Source organism: Citrobacter sp. Cpo074, from assembly GCF_030332745.1.
Lineage (GTDB): Bacteria > Pseudomonadota > Gammaproteobacteria > Enterobacterales > Enterobacteriaceae > Citrobacter > Citrobacter portucalensis.
Window position 1 is genome coordinate 433589 of record NZ_JAOWHG010000034.1, and the last position, 15750, is coordinate 449338.

Genomic DNA, 15750 nt, shown 5'->3' on the forward strand with positions numbered 1-15750 from the left:
TTTCGCTCTACACGGAAAGTGAAAAAGCGTGCTAAATACGTGATATCACTCCTGATGATTTGCGTAAGGACGACCGTGTTAAAGCCGATTGTTTCCCTTTTACTGTTGGCCAGCGCCACCGTGTGTGCCGCGCAACCTGCGTTGACGGCGGCGCAGTATGTGCAGCAGCTTGGGGTTGGGATGGATGTAGATTGGGCGCGTACCGATCGGGGCATCCGTGAATTCGATCCGCTGGTGGTGAGGGATTATAAGGCGAAAGGGTTGACCCACGTGCGCATTCGCGTGGCGGGTGAGCCTACGGAGGCGCGGCTCATTCATCTGCGCAAGCTGGTGGAAGCCTGCGAGCAGTATGGCGTGATCCCGATAATCGCCTATCAGGCTGACGAGTATAAAAAAGACCCCAGTGCCAGTAACGAAAAAGAGGTGGTTAACTGGTGGGTGGCAGTGGCGCATTACTTTGGTCAAAGTTCGCCGTTGCTGGGTTTCGACCTGATTTATGAACCTGCCGATAAGCTCAACCATAATCAGGCGTCGCTCAATAGGGTGTATGGCAAAACCATCCGTACCATCCATGCTATCGATCCACAGCGAATGATATTTATCGCGCCGAAACTGCATGCCGCTCCGGAAGATTTGCCCAACCTAAAATTGCCGCCGCAAAGTCAGAATACCGTGCTGGCCCAATGGCATATTTTCCCGTGGGGGCCGCTGAAAAATAACGGTAAATACCCGTGGACCTCAGGGACAGCGGCAGAAAAGGCCGCCATTCGCGCCCGTATCAATACTGCCATTCACTGGCAGCAGAAAACCGGTCATGTTAGTTGGGTAGGAGGCTGGTCGCCGGGAGAAACCATCAGGAACGCGCCTTCTGCCTCGCAAATGGCGTTTGCCCGCTTTATGGCTTGCGAGCTGAAGAAAGCGAAAATTCCCTATGCTATCAATGCGGATACGCAGTTCTATGATGGTGAGGAAGGGGCATGGAGACCGGCGCTGGAGCCGTTGTTGAATACCATGATTGCCCCTGAGTGTGAAAAGCCCGGCGAGAAGCCGGGCCATCATACGCTTAAACCGCCTGTCCCTGATGCGACACGCGTGACGCCAGCGGAAGCCAGCAAACAAAAATCAACAGCCCCATAAGGGTCATCAGCAGGCCCAGACTGGCTTGCCCGGTCTGCGGCAGCATGGCAGAGAACCACGCCAGCACGCCGGAACCAATGTTCTGTAATCCACCAACCAGCGCACCAGCAGTACCGGCCAGGAACGGGAAAGGCTCCATTGCGCCGCTGGTTGCCAGCGGAAACAGCATCCCGGCGCCGAAGAAAAACAGTGCGGCGGGAACCAGCAGCGTCCAGACGTTCATCACGTCGAACAGACCAGGGATCCACATCATCAAACCGGCGACCAGACAGCAGATAACTGACTGCCACATTAGCGTCGAGAAACGCTTATTCGGGCGACCGGCGAACCAGGCACCAAAAAACGCCGCCGGAATGGGCAGAATAAACAGGATACTGACCACCATGCTGCTTAAGCCGAGACGCGCGCCTAACAACACCCCGGAACAGGCTTCGAAGACCGCAACGCCCGCCAGGCCGCCGATCAGCATCAGCACGTAACAGGTGAAAGAGCTGTTGCCAAACAGCGTTTTGTAGCTGGCGATAAGCCGTGGACGCGGCGCACCTGCGGGGCGCGTTTCCGGCATCCAGCGCGCCATGCTAAACGTAACGCCTGCGCACAGCACCAGCAGGAAGATGTAACAGGCACGCCAGTTCCACAGGGTATCCAGCATACCGCCAATCAGCGGTGCCAGCAGTGGGCTGACCAGAATCCCCATGTTTAACAGGCTATTAGCGTGGCGTAACTGCGTGCCTTCATACAAATCGCGCGGTAACGTTCGCGCCATCACGCCGCCGACGCCTGTTCCCATCCCCTGTATTGCGCTGGCGATAATCAATACCGTCAGGCTGTGGGTGGTTATGGCGACCAGCGTAGCCAGCATAAAAATGGACATCCCGGCGAGGATCACCGGGCGGCGGCCAACGCGATCGGAAAGTGGGCCGTAAATCAGTTGTGACAGGCCGTAGGTCAACAGATAGGCGGCCATCACGCTTTGCACCGCCCCTTCGCGAACGTTCAGTTCACGCGCCATATCAGCAATCGCGGGGATATAAATGGTTTGCGCCATCTGACCTACCGCCACCAGTAATACCAACATCAACAACAAATTGACGCTTCTATGCCTTTTCATTTCGCTGATTACTTTTCAAAAAGTGAAAAAATAAGAATAAGGTGCTGCACTTTCCCGTAAATGCGCGTGGAATCTACCACAACAGAAAAAGAAGGCCAGATAGTGGGCTGGAATGTTTAAACGATGAACGGCAGGAAATGTAAACAAAAAGCGGCAACAAATGTTGCCGGATTGCATCGGGTTTACAGAGGTCATGATAAGCGTAGCAAAACTGCGCCTATGGCAATGCCTCCAGCCGCAACAAGACGTATTCCGGCAACCTTCTCTTTCAGTAGCAGCCACGCGAGCAGCGCGCCAAACAGGATGGAAGTTTCACGCAGCGCAGCGACTACCGCCAACGGAGCCTGAGTCATGGCCCACAGCGCCAGACCGTAAGAACCCATTGTGCCAACCCCGCCAAGAATACCTTTCTTCCACTGTTGTACCAGATAGCGCGACGCTTCCCGGCGTCGGGCAATCATCGCCCAGCCCAGCAGGCAGGAGCCGTTCAGAAAGAAGGTCCACAGCGTATAACCCAGCGCGGTTTCTGATAAACGTACGCCGGTGCCATCAACCAGCGTATATCCGGCGATAAAGCAGGCGTTAATGAGCGCCAGCACGATCCCGCGTTGCGAGCTGCTGCGTCCGTTAAACGCCATGCCGAGGATCGCCAGACAGATCGTGGCAATCCCCACCCAGGCTAGCACAGAGAGGCTATCGCCAAGAAACAGGACGCTGATAATTGCGACCAGCAGCGGCGCTGTGCCGCGCATTAACGGATAGGTCTGGCTCATATCCGAAACCTGATAGGTTTTGGCGACCAGGACGGTATATACAATTTGCAACGCAGTTGAGACGGCTAAAAACGGCAGGCTGGCGGCGGAAGGTTGCGGCGCAAAGGGTAAGCAAATCAATGCCATAATTGCAGCAGAACCGCTGACACCGATCGCTGAGTACAGTTTATCGTTTCCAGCTTTAACAATGGCATTCCAGCTGGCATGCAGCAGCGCGGCGAACAGCAAAATGCAGAAAACAGAAAGCGTCATGGTGGAATTCTTCCCTGAGAATGTCATAAAAACGTAACATATTGGCGCGACACAAGCACCAGGGAGAAGGTGAAAGGGGAGCGGAGTGTTACCCGCCCCCCTTAGGTGCGACTTGAATCCGAATTACTTAACGTATTTCAGAACGGCATCAAGTAGTTGCAGTGCTGCAACAATGAGTTTGAGGATAAGAATAGCGATATCCACGAGGCTCATACGCTCTCCTTTTGGTACAAGGAGCACGGTGCTGACGTACCTCGCCGCTGCCTGTTGCCAGCACCTTTGTTGACATAACACAGTGTGCTCACACGGGGGTTAAGGCGCTGACGGCACCACCCGTTTCAGCCAGGACTTTGATGCGCCGGTTTACGATGCGGCCCCCGCATAACACATTGCGTACCGAGACATTATAGATAAACACTGTATAAATTAACAGTATTTTATGGACGTTACGCTATTCATGTTCCATACTCAAAACCATCAAAATTCGTGCCGAAATTGCGTGTTCTTCGCAGAACGCGTATACTTTTTTCGTTGACATAACACAGTGTGTTCGGCGGCTACCAACCGCACAGCACTGAAAAAAACCTCGCTCCGGCGGGGTTTTTTGTTTTTCAGCAATGCACAACGAAATGTGATCGTTGACGCATTTTTATGCAGATGAAAATTTTTCCATTGTCACGCTGAAAAACCTGTGTTTGTATAAATCCAGTTAATCAACAAACAGACAGGTCCCTAATGAACCCTTCCATGCTGACTGCGACCCTACTAAAAACTGCGCCATCTCGCGCAGCGGTCGTCGTGCGTGTGGTGGTGGTCGTCGGCAATGCGCCGTAGGGTCCGAATCAACACACGATTCCAAAACCCCGCCGGCGCAAACCGGGCGGGGTTTTTCGTTTCAGAGACCTGCCCGGAGCAAAGGCCCAGAATAAAAGGACTGGAGCATGGCAAGTTCGGGCATAACATCCAAGCGTACGCGTTTTACGGGCGCAGAATTCATCGTTCATTTCCTGGAACGCCAGGGAATTCAGGTTGTTACCGGTATTCCCGGCGGATCGATTCTTCCCGTCTATGACGCCTTAAGTCAAAGCACGCAAATCCGTCATATCCTGGCGCGCCACGAGCAAGGAGCAGGGTTTATCGCGCAGGGAATGGCGAGAACCGATGGCAAACCCGCCGTCTGTATGGCCTGCAGCGGACCGGGCGCAACCAATCTGGTGACCGCCATTGCCGATGCGCGTCTGGATTCCATCCCGCTGGTGTGTATCACCGGGCAGGTTCCGGCTTCAATGATCGGCACCGACGCCTTCCAGGAAGTCGACACCTACGGCATCTCTATCCCCATCACTAAGCACAACTATCTGGTCCGCCATATCAGTGAATTACCTCAGGTCATGAGCGATGCGTTCCGCATTGCGCAGTCCGGACGTCCAGGCCCGGTGTGGATAGACATTCCTAAGGATATTCAAACCGCCGTTTTTGACATTGAAGAGATGCCGGAGCCTGCGCAGAAAATGGCGGCACCAGCGTTCAGCCAGGACAGCATTCGCGATGCCGCAGCCATGATTAACGCCGCACAGCGTCCGGTGCTGTACCTCGGCGGCGGCGTGATTAACGCACCTGAGCGCGTGCGTGAACTGGCGGAAAAAGCGATGCTGCCCACCACTATGACCTTAATGGCGCTCGGTATGTTGCCGAAAGCGCATCCGCTGTCGTTAGGCATGCTGGGCATGCACGGCGCGCGTAGCACTAACTTTATTCTGCAAGAAGCGGATTTATTGATTGTTCTGGGCGCACGTTTTGATGACCGGGCGATTGGTAAAACGGAGCAGTTCTGCCCGAACGCCAAAATCATTCACGTGGATATCGACCGCGCGGAGCTGGGTAAAATCAAACAACCGCACGTGGCGATTCAGGCGGATGTCAATGAGGTTCTGGCACAATTGATCCCATTAATTGACGCGCAGCCGCGAGAGTCGTGGCATCAGACGGTGGCCGATTTACAACGTGAATTCCCTTGCACTATTCCGCAGGAAAGCGACCCGCTCAGCCACTATGGATTGATCAACGCCGTGGCTGCCTGCGTAGACGATAGCGCCATTATCACCACCGACGTAGGCCAGCATCAGATGTGGGCGGCACAGGCTTATCCGCTGAACCGTCCGCGTCAGTGGCTGACCTCCGGCGGTCTGGGGACCATGGGCTTTGGCCTGCCAGCGGCGATTGGCGCGGCGCTGGCCAACCCAGACAAAAAAGTGCTGTGCTTCTCCGGCGACGGCAGCCTGATGATGAATATTCAGGAAATGGCGACAGCCAGCGAAAATCAGCTGGATATTAAAATCATCCTGATGAATAACGAAGCGTTGGGTCTTGTATATCAGCAGCAGAGTCTGTTCTATAAGCAGGGTGTTTTTGCCGCGACCTATCCGGGGATGATTAACTTTATGCAGATAGCCGCCGGGTTTGGTCTCGAAACCTGCGATCTGAATAACGAAGCGGACCCACAGGCAGCGTTGCAGGAGATTATTAATCGCCCTGGGCCTGCGCTGATCCACGTGCGCATCGATGCCGAACAAAAAGTGTACCCGATGGTGCCGCCGGGTGCGGCAAACACAGAAATGGTGGGGGAATAAGCCATGCAACAGCAGACACATGACAACGTAATCCTGGAACTCACCGTACGCAACCATCCGGGCGTAATGACTCACGTTTGCGGGCTGTTCGCCCGCCGCGCGTTCAACGTAGAAGGCATTCTCTGTCTACCGATTCAGGACAGCGATAAGAGCCGCATCTGGCTACTGGTCAACGACGATCAACGTCTTGAGCAGATGATAAGCCAGATCGACAAGCTGGAAGATGTGGTGAAAGTGGCCCGCAACCAGTCCGATCCGTCGATGTTTAACAAAATTACCGTGTTCTTTGAGTGAGTTAGTCGCCGTCTGAATCCGGGGTGATCACTTTTACAGAGCCGTTCCGGCAGTGGGTTGCGTAATCTGCCGGTAACGGACGGTCGCTTATCAGTACGTCAAAGGTGGAGAGTGGACCAATGCTGGCGGGGGCGACCTCATCGAACAGGGCGTGCCGCGTCAGCAGAATTTTGCGTAATCCGCGTTCCATCGCTTTGCGTTTTGTGGCCAGATCGTCCGGATTGAACCAGCTAACGCCGAAATGCTCATGGACTCCGCTGGCGGAGATAAAGACTTTCCGTGGGTTTAGTGCATCCAGCGGGGAGGGATTGCTGGTGTCGTAAAAGGCGTCACTTTTCGCCCGGTAGGTCCCCCCGCAAAGAATCGCTGTGGCGTTGGGCTTTTCATTTAGCGCTACGAACACCCGGTGCGAGTAGCAAATCCCGGTAAAGGAAATATCGTCCGGGATCATGCTGACCACCAACGGCATTTCCGCACCATTATCAAAAAAGACCAGATCATTTTCACTCACCAGTCCCGCAGCCAGAATGGCAACCGGTAAATCGTCGCGGTGATACTGTTTTTGCGCGGGGAGTGGCGCGTTAACGATGGCAGCAGGTTTGTTCACCATCACAATGTAACCACCGAGCAGCGTGAGTGGTAACGGTTCGTCATCCTGACTGAGATCCCGACGAATAGTCATCACGGAAACTTCCAGCATTCGTGCCGCCTCTTTCAGATGGATTCGGTCGGTCTTCTTCAACAATTCCATCAGACGTCGAATACGTTCTTTTTGCTTAGTTTCCATGTGCTTCTCCACGAATCATGTTCCCATGTTCCTTCAGTAACATTTTTGTGTTTCTGAGAACATGACATTGCCGCATTACTATACGTCTGACTATTCGGAAATAAAAGCGTGTTTTTTCACGTTTTATTGATTATATCCAGTTAATTTTCAGTCAATTGTAAGCAAGTTCATCATTTGTATTGTGATGTGGGTGTAACGTTTAGTGCAATAAATAAACAATAAAATGATCTTCCAATCGCGATCCTAGTCACAAATGATACAAAAGTAACATGATAATGTTATTTTAATATCATTGTTGTGTGATTGTTTCTGAGAGGTAGTAAAATGGATATCGCGGTTATTGGCTCCAACATGGTGGATCTCATCACCTACATCAACCAGATGCCCAAAGAAGGGGAAACGCTGGAAGCACCGGCGTTCAAAATTGGCTGCGGGGGCAAAGGCGCAAATCAGGCCGTTGCGGCCGCTAAGCTCAATTCCAAAGTGCTGATGCTGACAAAAGTCGGTGATGATATTTTTGCGGATAACACTATTCGCAATCTCGAATCCTGGGGAATTAATACTACCTATGTCGAAAAGGTACCCTGCACCAGCAGCGGTGTCGCACCGATCTTTGTTAATGCCAACTCCAGCAACAGTATTCTGATTATTAAAGGAGCGAACAAATTTCTCTCCCCGGAAGATATCGATCGTGCGGCGGAAGATCTGAAAAAATGTCAGCTTATTGTCCTGCAACTGGAGGTGCAGCTGGAAACCGTTTATCACGCGATTGAATTTGGCAAAAAACACGGTATTGAAGTGTTACTGAATCCCGCCCCTGCATTACGGGAATTAGATATGTCTTATGCCTGTAAATGTGATTTTTTTGTGCCGAATGAAACCGAGCTGGAAATATTAACCGGTATGCCAGTAGATACTTATGACCATATTCGCGCAGCGGCACGTTCTCTGGTTGATAAAGGTCTGAACAATATTATCGTCACCATGGGTGAGAAAGGTGCGCTGTGGATGACGCGTGACCAGGAAGTCCATGTTCCAGCGTTTAAAGTGAACGCTGTCGATACCAGTGGCGCAGGCGACGCTTTCATCGGTTGTTTTGCTCACTATTACGTTCAAAGCGGTGATGTGGAAGCCGCCATGAAAAAAGCCGCTCTCTTCGCTGCTTTCAGCGTTACCGGGAAAGGCACTCAATCATCTTATCCAAGCATCGAACAATTTAATGAGTTTCTTACCTTAAACGAATAATACTCCTGCACTGTAAAAGGTAGCACTATGAACGATAAAAACATCATTCAGATGCCTGACGGCTATTTGAATAAGACCCCTCTGTTCCAGTTTATTTTGTTATCCTGTTTATTCCCGTTATGGGGATGCGCAGCCGCATTAAATGATATTCTGATTACGCAATTCAAAAGCGTATTTTCACTCAGCAACTTTGCCTCGGCATTAGTTCAGAGTGCCTTTTATGGCGGTTATTTTTTAATTGCGATTCCAGCATCTCTGGTGATTAAAAAGACCAGTTATAAAGTCGCCATCTTAATGGGGCTGACCCTTTATATCGTTGGGTGTACGCTCTTTTTCCCGGCATCGCACATGGCCACCTACACCATGTTCCTTGCGGCGATTTTCGCGATTGCGATTGGTCTGAGCTTCCTGGAAACAGCAGCCAACACCTACAGCTCAATGATCGGCCCAAAAGCGTATGCCACTTTACGCCTGAACATCAGTCAGACTTTTTATCCTATTGGTGCGGCTGCTGGCATTCTGCTAGGTAAATATCTGGTCTTCTCTGAAGGTGAAAGCCTGGAAAAACAGATGGCCGGGATGAACGCTGAGCAGATCCATAACTTTAAAGTGTTGATGCTGGAAAATACCCTTGAGCCATACAAGTACATGATTATGGTACTGGTTGTGGTGATGGTGTTATTCCTGCTGACTCGCTTCCCGACCTGTAAAGTCGCGCAAACCACGAGTCATAAACGCCCGTCAGCGATGGATACACTGCGTTATCTGGCCAGCAATGCCCGTTTCCGTCGTGGAATTGTGGCGCAATTTCTTTATGTGGGGATGCAGGTCGCGGTGTGGTCATTCACCATCCGTCTGGCACTGGAATTAGGTGATATCAACGAGCGCGACGCCTCAACCTTCATGGTCTATAGCTTCGCCTGCTTCTTTATCGGCAAGTTTATCGCCAACATTTTGATGACGCGCTTCAATCCGGAAAAAGTGCTGATTCTCTATTCCATTATTGGTGCGCTGTTCCTCGTCTATGTTGCACTGGCGCCAAGCTTCAGCGCTGTGTATGTCGCAGTGCTGGTGAGTGTCCTGTTTGGACCCTGCTGGGCGACAATCTATGCGGGTACGCTTGATACCGTGGATAACGAGCATACCGAAATGGCGGGTGCCGTCATTGTCATGGCGATTGTCGGCGCGGCGGTGGTTCCGGCGATTCAGGGCTATGTGGCCGATATGTTCCATTCATTGCAACTTTCGTTCCTGGTTTCCATGCTCTGTTTCGTGTACGTCGGTATCTACTTCTGGCGTGAAAGCAAAGTGCGCAACAACCTGGCTGAAGCGACAGTTTCCTGAGGAGAGCGATCATGACAACACGTATAACGCTGTGGCGAGAACTCTTTGCAGAGCATCCGCGAATCTTACTGAAGAATAACGACTTCACGGTTACCGCATTTCGTTACGCCAGCGGAGTGGAAGGGCTGAAGGTAGAAAACAGTCGTGGACATCTGGTTATTCTGCCCTGGATGGGGCAGATGATCTGGGATGCTCAGTTTGATGGCCATGACCTGACCATGCGTAACATGTTCAGTCAGCCGAAACCGGCGGCGGAAGTGGTGGCGACCTACGGCTGTTTTGCCTTCCACTCAGGTCTGTTGGCAAATGGCTGCCCATCACCAGAGGATTCACATCCTTTGCACGGTGAAATGGCTTGTGCCGCGATGGATGAAGCCTGGCTGGAGCTGGAGGGTGAGAATTTGCGCGTGGGTGGACGCTATGAGTATGTGATGGGGTTCGGTCATCATTATCAGGCGCATCCTGCGGTGGTAATGCACAAAGCGAGCGCGCTGTTTGATATTCAGATGGCGGTTACCAACCTCGCCTCAGTGGCAATGCCGTTGCAGTACATGTGCCATATGAACTATGCCTACGTACCGGAAGCCACCTTCAGCCAGAATATTCCGGATGAGGCCATGAAGCTGCGTGAGTCGATACCCGCGCATGTTAAGCCGACTGAGCAGTGGCTGGCGTTTAATCAGCGGATTGTACAGGGCGAGGCTTCTCTGGCGCGGCTCAATGAACCCCATTTTTACGATCCGGAAATTGTCTTCTTTGCTGACCAACTGGACAGGTACACTAATAAGCCAGAATTTAGCATGATCGCGCCTGATGGCACCACGTTCGTTACGCGTTTCTCCAGCACGGAGCTGAATTATGTGACGCGTTGGATCCTCTATAACGGCGATCAACAGGTTGCGGCATTCGCCTTGCCTGCAACCTGTCGACCTGAAGGATTCCTGGCAGCACAACGCAATGGCACCTTGATTGAAATAGAACCGCAGCACACCCGGACATTTACAGTCACAACTGGCATAGCCTGATCGCTCAAGGCTTGAACACCAAAGCACTTATCGTTAAGGTAAGCGCTTTTGCTGGATGGCGGCATTAATGCCTTATCCGGCCTACAACGGCACCCGCCCGTAGGCCTGATAAGCGTAGCGCCATCAGGCATGCCTTAGCGCCAGGATGAACCCATGATTACCGTTGCCCTTATTGACGACCACCTCATCGTCCGCTCCGGCTTTGCCCAACTGCTGGGGCTGGAACCTGATTTGCAGGTGGTCGCTGAGTTTGGCTCAGGCAGTGAGGCGCTGGCGGGATTACCGGGACGCGGCGTGCAGGTGTGTATCTGCGACATCTCGATGCCTGATATCTCCGGTCTTGAACTGTTAAGCCAGTTGCCAAAAGGAATGGCGATTATCATGCTCTCTGTCCACGACAGCCCGGCACTGGTGGAGCAGGCGCTCAACGCGGGCGCGCGTGGTTTCCTTTCTAAACGTTGTAGCCCGGATGAGCTGATCGCGGCGGTGCATACCGTGGCGACTGGCGGCTGTTACCTGACGCCGGACATCGCCGTCAAACTGGCGGCCGGTCGTCAGGATCCGCTCACCAAACGCGAACGTCAGGTGGCGGAAAAACTGGCGCAAGGTATGGCGGTCAAAGAGATTGCCGCTGAACTGGGTCTGTCGCCGAAAACGGTGCACGTGCATCGCGCCAACCTGATGGAAAAGCTGGGGGTCAGCAACGACGTCGAACTGGCCCGACGGATGTTTGACGGCTGGCAATGAACACGCTCTGTTCCCGGTTAATCACCGTTGTTGCCTGCTTCTTTATCTTCTCTGCCGCGTGGTTTTGCCTGTGGAGCATCAGCCTGCATCTGGTTGAGCGCCCGGAGCTGGCGGTACTGCTGTTTCCGTTTGGCCTGCGTCTGGGGTTGATGCTGCAATGTCCGCGCGGCTACTGGCCGGTGCTGCTGGGTGCGGAATGGCTGCTTCTTTTCTGGCTGGCGCAGGAAGTGGCGCTGGCCCATTTGCCACTTTTGATGATCGGTAGCTTCCTCACGTTACTCCCGGTGATGTTGATTTCGCGATACCGCCATCAGCGCGACTGGCGCACGCTGTTGTTGCAGGGCGCGGCGCTCACGGCGGCGGCATTGCTGCAATCTCTGCCCTGGCTTGGGCAAGGTGAAGAGGCGTGGAACGCGCTGCTGCTGACGCTCACCGGCGGATTAACGCTGGCGCCGATCTGCCTGGTGTTCTGGCACTATCTGACCAGCACGACCTGGCTGCCGCTGGGCCCGGCGGTGGTGTCGCAGCCGGTGAACTGGCGCGGGCGGCATCTGGTCTGGTACCTGCTGCTGTTTAGCGTCAGCCTGTGGCTACAGCTCGGTTTACCCGCCGAGCTTTCGCGCTTCACGCCGTTTTGCCTCGCGTTGCCGATCATTGCGCTGGCCTGGCACTACGGCTGGCAGGGGGCGCTGATTGCGACGCTGATGAACGCCATCGCGCTGATTGCCAGCCAGACCTGGCACGATCATCCCGTCGATCTGTTGCTCTCGCTGCTGGTGCAAAGCCTGACCGGGCTGCTGCTCGGTGCGGGTATTCAGCGTCTGCGCGAACTTAACCAGTCGCTGCAAAATGAATTAGCACGCAACCATCGTCTGGCGGAACGCCTGCTGGAAACCGAAGAGAGCGTGCGCCGGGATGTGGCGCGCGAACTGCACGATGATATCGGCCAGACCATCACCGCCATTCGCACCCAGGCGGGTATTGTTCAGCGGCTGGCGCCAGAAAACGCAGGGGTGAAGCGCAGCGGGGCGCACATCGAACAACTTTCTCTCGGCGTGTACGATTCGGTGCGTCGCCTGTTAGGCCGTCTGCGACCACGTCAACTGGACGATCTCACGCTGGAGCAGGCCATCCGCTCATTGATGCGCGAAATGGAGCTGGAAAGCCGTGGCATCGTCAGCCATCTCGACTGGCGAATTGACGAATCTGCACTTAGCGAAAGCCAGCGGGTGACGCTGTTTCGCGTCTGTCAGGAAGGGCTGAACAACATCGTTAAGCACGCCAACGCCAGCGCGGTGACGCTTCAGGGCTGGCAACAGGATGAACGGCTAATGCTGGTGATTGAGGACGACGGTAGCGGCCTGCCGCCAGGGTCGAATCAACAGGGATTTGGCCTTACGGGGATGCGTGAACGGATTAGCGCCCTCGGCGGATCGCTCTCGATTTCCTGTACGCACGGCACGCGGGTCAGCGTGTCGTTACCCCAGCGATATGTGTAAGGCGCGGTCATGTTTTCGTTTTTAAAAGCTCCGGCCAGTGCGCCGCTCATTACTGATAAGCGTGAAGTGGATGCCCTCTACCGCTACTGGCGGCGGCATATCCTGACCACCATCTGGCTCGGCTACGCGCTGTTCTATTTCACACGCAAAAGCTTCAATGCCGCCGTACCGGATATCCTCACCAGCGGCGTGCTGACTCGCAGCGACATTGGGCTGCTGGCGACGCTGTTTTACATCACCTACGGCCTGTCGAAGTTTGTTTCCGGTATCGTCAGCGACCGATCCAACGCTCGCTATTTTATGGGCATCGGACTGATTGCCACCGGCGTGGTAAACATTCTGTTTGGATTCTCCACCTCGCTATGGGCCTTTGCGGTGCTGTGGGCGCTGAACGCCTTTTTCCAGGGCTGGGGATCGCCGGTCTGCGCGCGTTTACTGACCGCGTGGTATTCGCGTACTGAACGCGGCGGCTGGTGGGCGCTGTGGAACACCGCGCACAACGTCGGCGGGGCGCTGATCCCTATCGTGATGGCGGCGACAGCGCTGCACTACGGCTGGCGCGCCGGGATGATGATCGCCGGGCTGCTGGCGATTGTGGTGGGGGTTTTTCTCTGCTGGCGGCTGCGCGACAGGCCGCAGGCGATTGGTCTGCCGCCGATTGGCGACTGGCGGCATGATGAACTGGAAATTACCCAACAGCAGGAAGGTGCTGGGCTGAGCCGCAAAGAGATCCTCACCCGCTATGTGCTGCTGAATCCTTATATCTGGCTGCTGTCACTGTGTTATGTGCTGGTGTACGTGGTCCGTGCCGCGATTAACGACTGGGGCAATCTGTATATGTCGGAGACACTTGGCGTTGATTTGGTCACTGCCAATACCGCCGTGACCATGTTCGAACTGGGCGGCTTCATCGGCGCGTTGGTCGCGGGCTGGGGCTCGGACAAGCTGTTTAACGGCAACCGCGGTCCAATGAACCTGATTTTCGCCGCCGGAATTTTGCTCTCCGTTGGCTCGCTGTGGCTAATGCCGTTCGCCAGCTATGTGATGCAGGCCGCGTGCTTCTTCACCACCGGATTCTTCGTCTTCGGCCCGCAGATGCTGATCGGCATGGCGGCGGCGGAGTGTTCGCACAAAGAGGCGGCGGGCGCGGCAACCGGATTTGTCGGGCTGTTTGCTTATCTGGGGGCATCACTCTCCGGCTGGCCGCTGGCAAAGGTGATGGAGGTCTGGCACTGGACCGGATTCTTTGTGGTGATCGCTATTGCGGCGGGAATTTCCGCGCTGCTGCTGCTGCCGTTTTTAAACGCCCAGGCTCCGCGCGAACTCAACGAAGCGTGATGTACCTCACCTTTTTGCCCCGAGTGGAGCAAAACTAAGAAATTTTCCCGGTTTCACCTGGACGCTGTCTCAGGCGCGTCTTCTGGCTGATTTTTACAATGCCTGCTATTCGCAGGTATAAAAATTAGCTCGGGAGTGTCAAATGCTGGCCTTTCTAAACCAGGTGCGCAAGCCGACCCTGGATCTGCCGCTCGATGTGCGGCGCAAAATGTGGTTCAAACCGTTCATGCAGTCCTATCTGGTGGTCTTTATCGGCTACCTGACCATGTACCTGATCCGCAAAAACTTCAACATCGCGCAGAACGACATGATCTCCACCTACGGGCTGAGCATGACGCAGCTGGGGATGATTGGCCTGGGCTTCTCCATCACCTACGGCGTGGGTAAAACGCTGGTTTCCTACTACGCGGACGGCAAAAACACCAAGCAGTTTCTGCCGTTTATGCTGATCCTCTCCGCCATCTGTATGCTTGGCTTTAGCGCCAGCATGGGCGCGGGTTCAACCAGCCTGTTTTTGATGATCGCTTTCTACGCGCTGAGCGGTTTCTTCCAGAGTACTGGCGGCTCATGTAGCTATTCCACCATTACTAAATGGACGCCGCGTCGCAAGCGGGGTTCCTACCTCGGCATGTGGAATATCTCCCACAACCTCGGCGGTGCGGGTGCGGCGGGCGTGGCGCTGTTTGGCGCTAACTATCTGTTCGACGGTCACGTCATCGGTATGTTTATCTTCCCGTCGATTATTGCTCTGATTGTCGGCTTTATCGGCCTGCGCTACGGCAGCGACTCCCCGGAATCTTATGGCCTCGGTAAAGCCGAAGAGCTGTTCGGTGAGGAGATCAGCGAAGAAGACAAAGAGACCGAAGAAAACGAGATGACCAAATGGCAGATCTTTGTTGAGTACGTGCTGAAAAACAAAGTGATCTGGCTGTTATGTTTCTCGAACATCTTCCTGTACGTAGTGCGTATCGGTATCGACCAGTGGTCCACAGTCTACGCCTTCCAGGAGCTGAAGCTTTCCAAAGAAGTGGCGATTCAGGGCTTTACCCTGTTCGAAGTGGGCGCGTTGGTCGGTACGCTGCTGTGGGGTTGGCTCTCTGACCTGGCGAACGGTCGTCGTGCGCTGGTGGCCTGTGTAGCGCTGGCGTTGATTATCGCCACCCTGGGCGTTTATCAGCACGCCAGCAACCAGTACGTTTATCTGGCTTCGCTGTTTGCGCTGGGCTTCCTGGTGTTTGGCCCGCAGCTGTTAATCGGCGTTGCGGCAGTCGGATTTGTGCCGAAAAAAGCGATCGGCGCAGCCGATGGGATTAAAGGCACTTTCGCTTATCTGATTGGTGACAGCTTCGCCAAGCTCGGTCTGGGGATGATTGCCGACGGCACGCCGATTTTCGGGCTGACCGGCTGGGCAGGCACCTTTGCTGCGCTGGATACCGCCGCCATTGGCTGTATCTGCCTGATGGCCATCGTGGCCGTGTTTGAAGAACGTAAAATTCGCCGCGAGAAAAAGATTCAACAATTGAAAGTTGCTTGAGTTAAGTGTGCATTGGTAACTTTTGCCCGCCTTA

The 15750-nt window shown here is 54.1% G+C and carries 15 protein-coding genes; 11 read left to right on the forward strand and 4 right to left on the reverse strand.

Annotated features, from left to right (window positions below; translation table 11 throughout):
* Positions 1-54: 54 nt before the first annotated feature.
* Positions 55-1137 (forward strand): cellulase family glycosylhydrolase, encoded by a 1083-nt coding sequence (locus OGX83_RS20195; protein WP_286588961.1) that lies wholly within the window; start codon positions 55-57, stop codon positions 1135-1137.
* Here the strand turns inward: OGX83_RS20195 and emrD are convergent.
* The 3 genes from emrD to tisB all read right to left on the reverse strand — a co-directional run bounded on the left by emrD (position 1064) and on the right by tisB (position 3486).
* Positions 1064-2248, reverse strand: coding sequence for a multidrug efflux MFS transporter EmrD (emrD, locus tag OGX83_RS20200; protein ID WP_032934162.1), 1185 nt, complete (start codon positions 2246-2248; stop codon positions 1064-1066). The two genes, OGX83_RS20195 and emrD, sit on opposite strands and share 74 nt — an antisense overlap.
* A 191-nt stretch (positions 2249-2439) precedes the next feature.
* Entirely contained in the window at positions 2440-3273 is an 834-nt protein-coding gene (locus OGX83_RS20205; RefSeq protein WP_286588963.1) for an EamA family transporter, read from the reverse strand.
* Between the two features lie 123 nt (positions 3274-3396).
* Positions 3397-3486 carry a type I toxin-antitoxin system toxin TisB gene (gene tisB / locus OGX83_RS20210; RefSeq protein WP_003023909.1) on the reverse strand — a complete coding sequence of 30 codons (90 nt, stop codon included), beginning with the start codon at positions 3484-3486 and terminating at the stop codon, positions 3397-3399.
* A gap of 522 nt (positions 3487-4008) precedes the next feature.
* Between tisB and ivbL the strand changes: the two genes are divergently transcribed.
* The 3 genes from ivbL to ilvN all read left to right on the forward strand — a co-directional run bounded on the left by ivbL (position 4009) and on the right by ilvN (position 6197).
* A complete protein-coding gene (gene ivbL / locus OGX83_RS20215) occupies positions 4009-4107 on the forward strand; it encodes an ilvB operon leader peptide IvbL (RefSeq protein ID WP_003827118.1) in 99 nt (32 codons plus the stop codon).
* A gap of 107 nt (positions 4108-4214) precedes the next feature.
* Positions 4215-5903 (forward strand): acetolactate synthase large subunit, encoded by a 1689-nt coding sequence (ilvB, locus tag OGX83_RS20220; protein WP_060682992.1) that lies wholly within the window; start codon positions 4215-4217, stop codon positions 5901-5903.
* A 3-nt stretch (positions 5904-5906) separates the two neighbouring features.
* Positions 5907-6197 (forward strand): acetolactate synthase small subunit, encoded by a 291-nt coding sequence (gene ilvN / locus OGX83_RS20225; protein ID WP_003023914.1) that lies wholly within the window; start codon positions 5907-5909, stop codon positions 6195-6197.
* Position 6198: 1 nt separating this feature from the next.
* Here the strand turns inward: ilvN and OGX83_RS20230 are convergent, their stop codons facing one another.
* A complete protein-coding gene (locus OGX83_RS20230; protein WP_003827122.1) occupies positions 6199-6984 on the reverse strand; it encodes a DeoR family transcriptional regulator in 786 nt (261 codons plus the stop codon).
* Between the two features lie 324 nt (positions 6985-7308).
* Between OGX83_RS20230 and rbsK the strand changes: the two genes are divergently transcribed.
* From rbsK to uhpT, 7 genes are all read left to right on the forward strand, one after another.
* The gene (rbsK, locus tag OGX83_RS20235) at positions 7309-8229 is read left to right on the forward strand and encodes a ribokinase (protein ID WP_003827124.1); all 921 of its coding nucleotides are present in this window, start codon (positions 7309-7311) and stop codon (positions 8227-8229) included.
* Between the two features lie 27 nt (positions 8230-8256).
* The gene (gene fucP / locus OGX83_RS20240; protein WP_003827126.1) at positions 8257-9573 is read left to right on the forward strand and encodes an L-fucose:H+ symporter permease; all 1317 of its coding nucleotides are present in this window, start codon (positions 8257-8259) and stop codon (positions 9571-9573) included.
* A gap of 11 nt (positions 9574-9584) precedes the next feature.
* Positions 9585-10598, forward strand: a complete 1014-nt coding sequence (locus OGX83_RS20245) for an aldose 1-epimerase family protein (protein ID WP_079934373.1) — start codon at positions 9585-9587, stop codon at positions 10596-10598.
* 153 nt (positions 10599-10751) lie between these two features.
* The gene (gene uhpA, locus OGX83_RS20250) at positions 10752-11345 is read left to right on the forward strand and encodes a response regulator transcription factor UhpA (protein ID WP_003023923.1); all 594 of its coding nucleotides are present in this window, start codon (positions 10752-10754) and stop codon (positions 11343-11345) included.
* Entirely contained in the window at positions 11342-12844 is a 1503-nt protein-coding gene (gene uhpB / locus OGX83_RS20255; RefSeq protein ID WP_057066455.1) for a signal transduction histidine-protein kinase/phosphatase UhpB, read from the forward strand. Before uhpA ends, uhpB begins: the two co-directional genes overlap by 4 nt.
* A gap of 9 nt (positions 12845-12853) precedes the next feature.
* Positions 12854-14182, forward strand: a complete 1329-nt coding sequence (locus OGX83_RS20260) for an MFS transporter (protein ID WP_286588966.1) — start codon at positions 12854-12856, stop codon at positions 14180-14182.
* 142 nt (positions 14183-14324) lie between these two features.
* Positions 14325-15716, forward strand: a complete 1392-nt coding sequence (uhpT, locus tag OGX83_RS20265) for a hexose-6-phosphate:phosphate antiporter UhpT (RefSeq protein ID WP_003023929.1) — start codon at positions 14325-14327, stop codon at positions 15714-15716.
* Positions 15717-15750 lie beyond the last annotated feature (34 nt).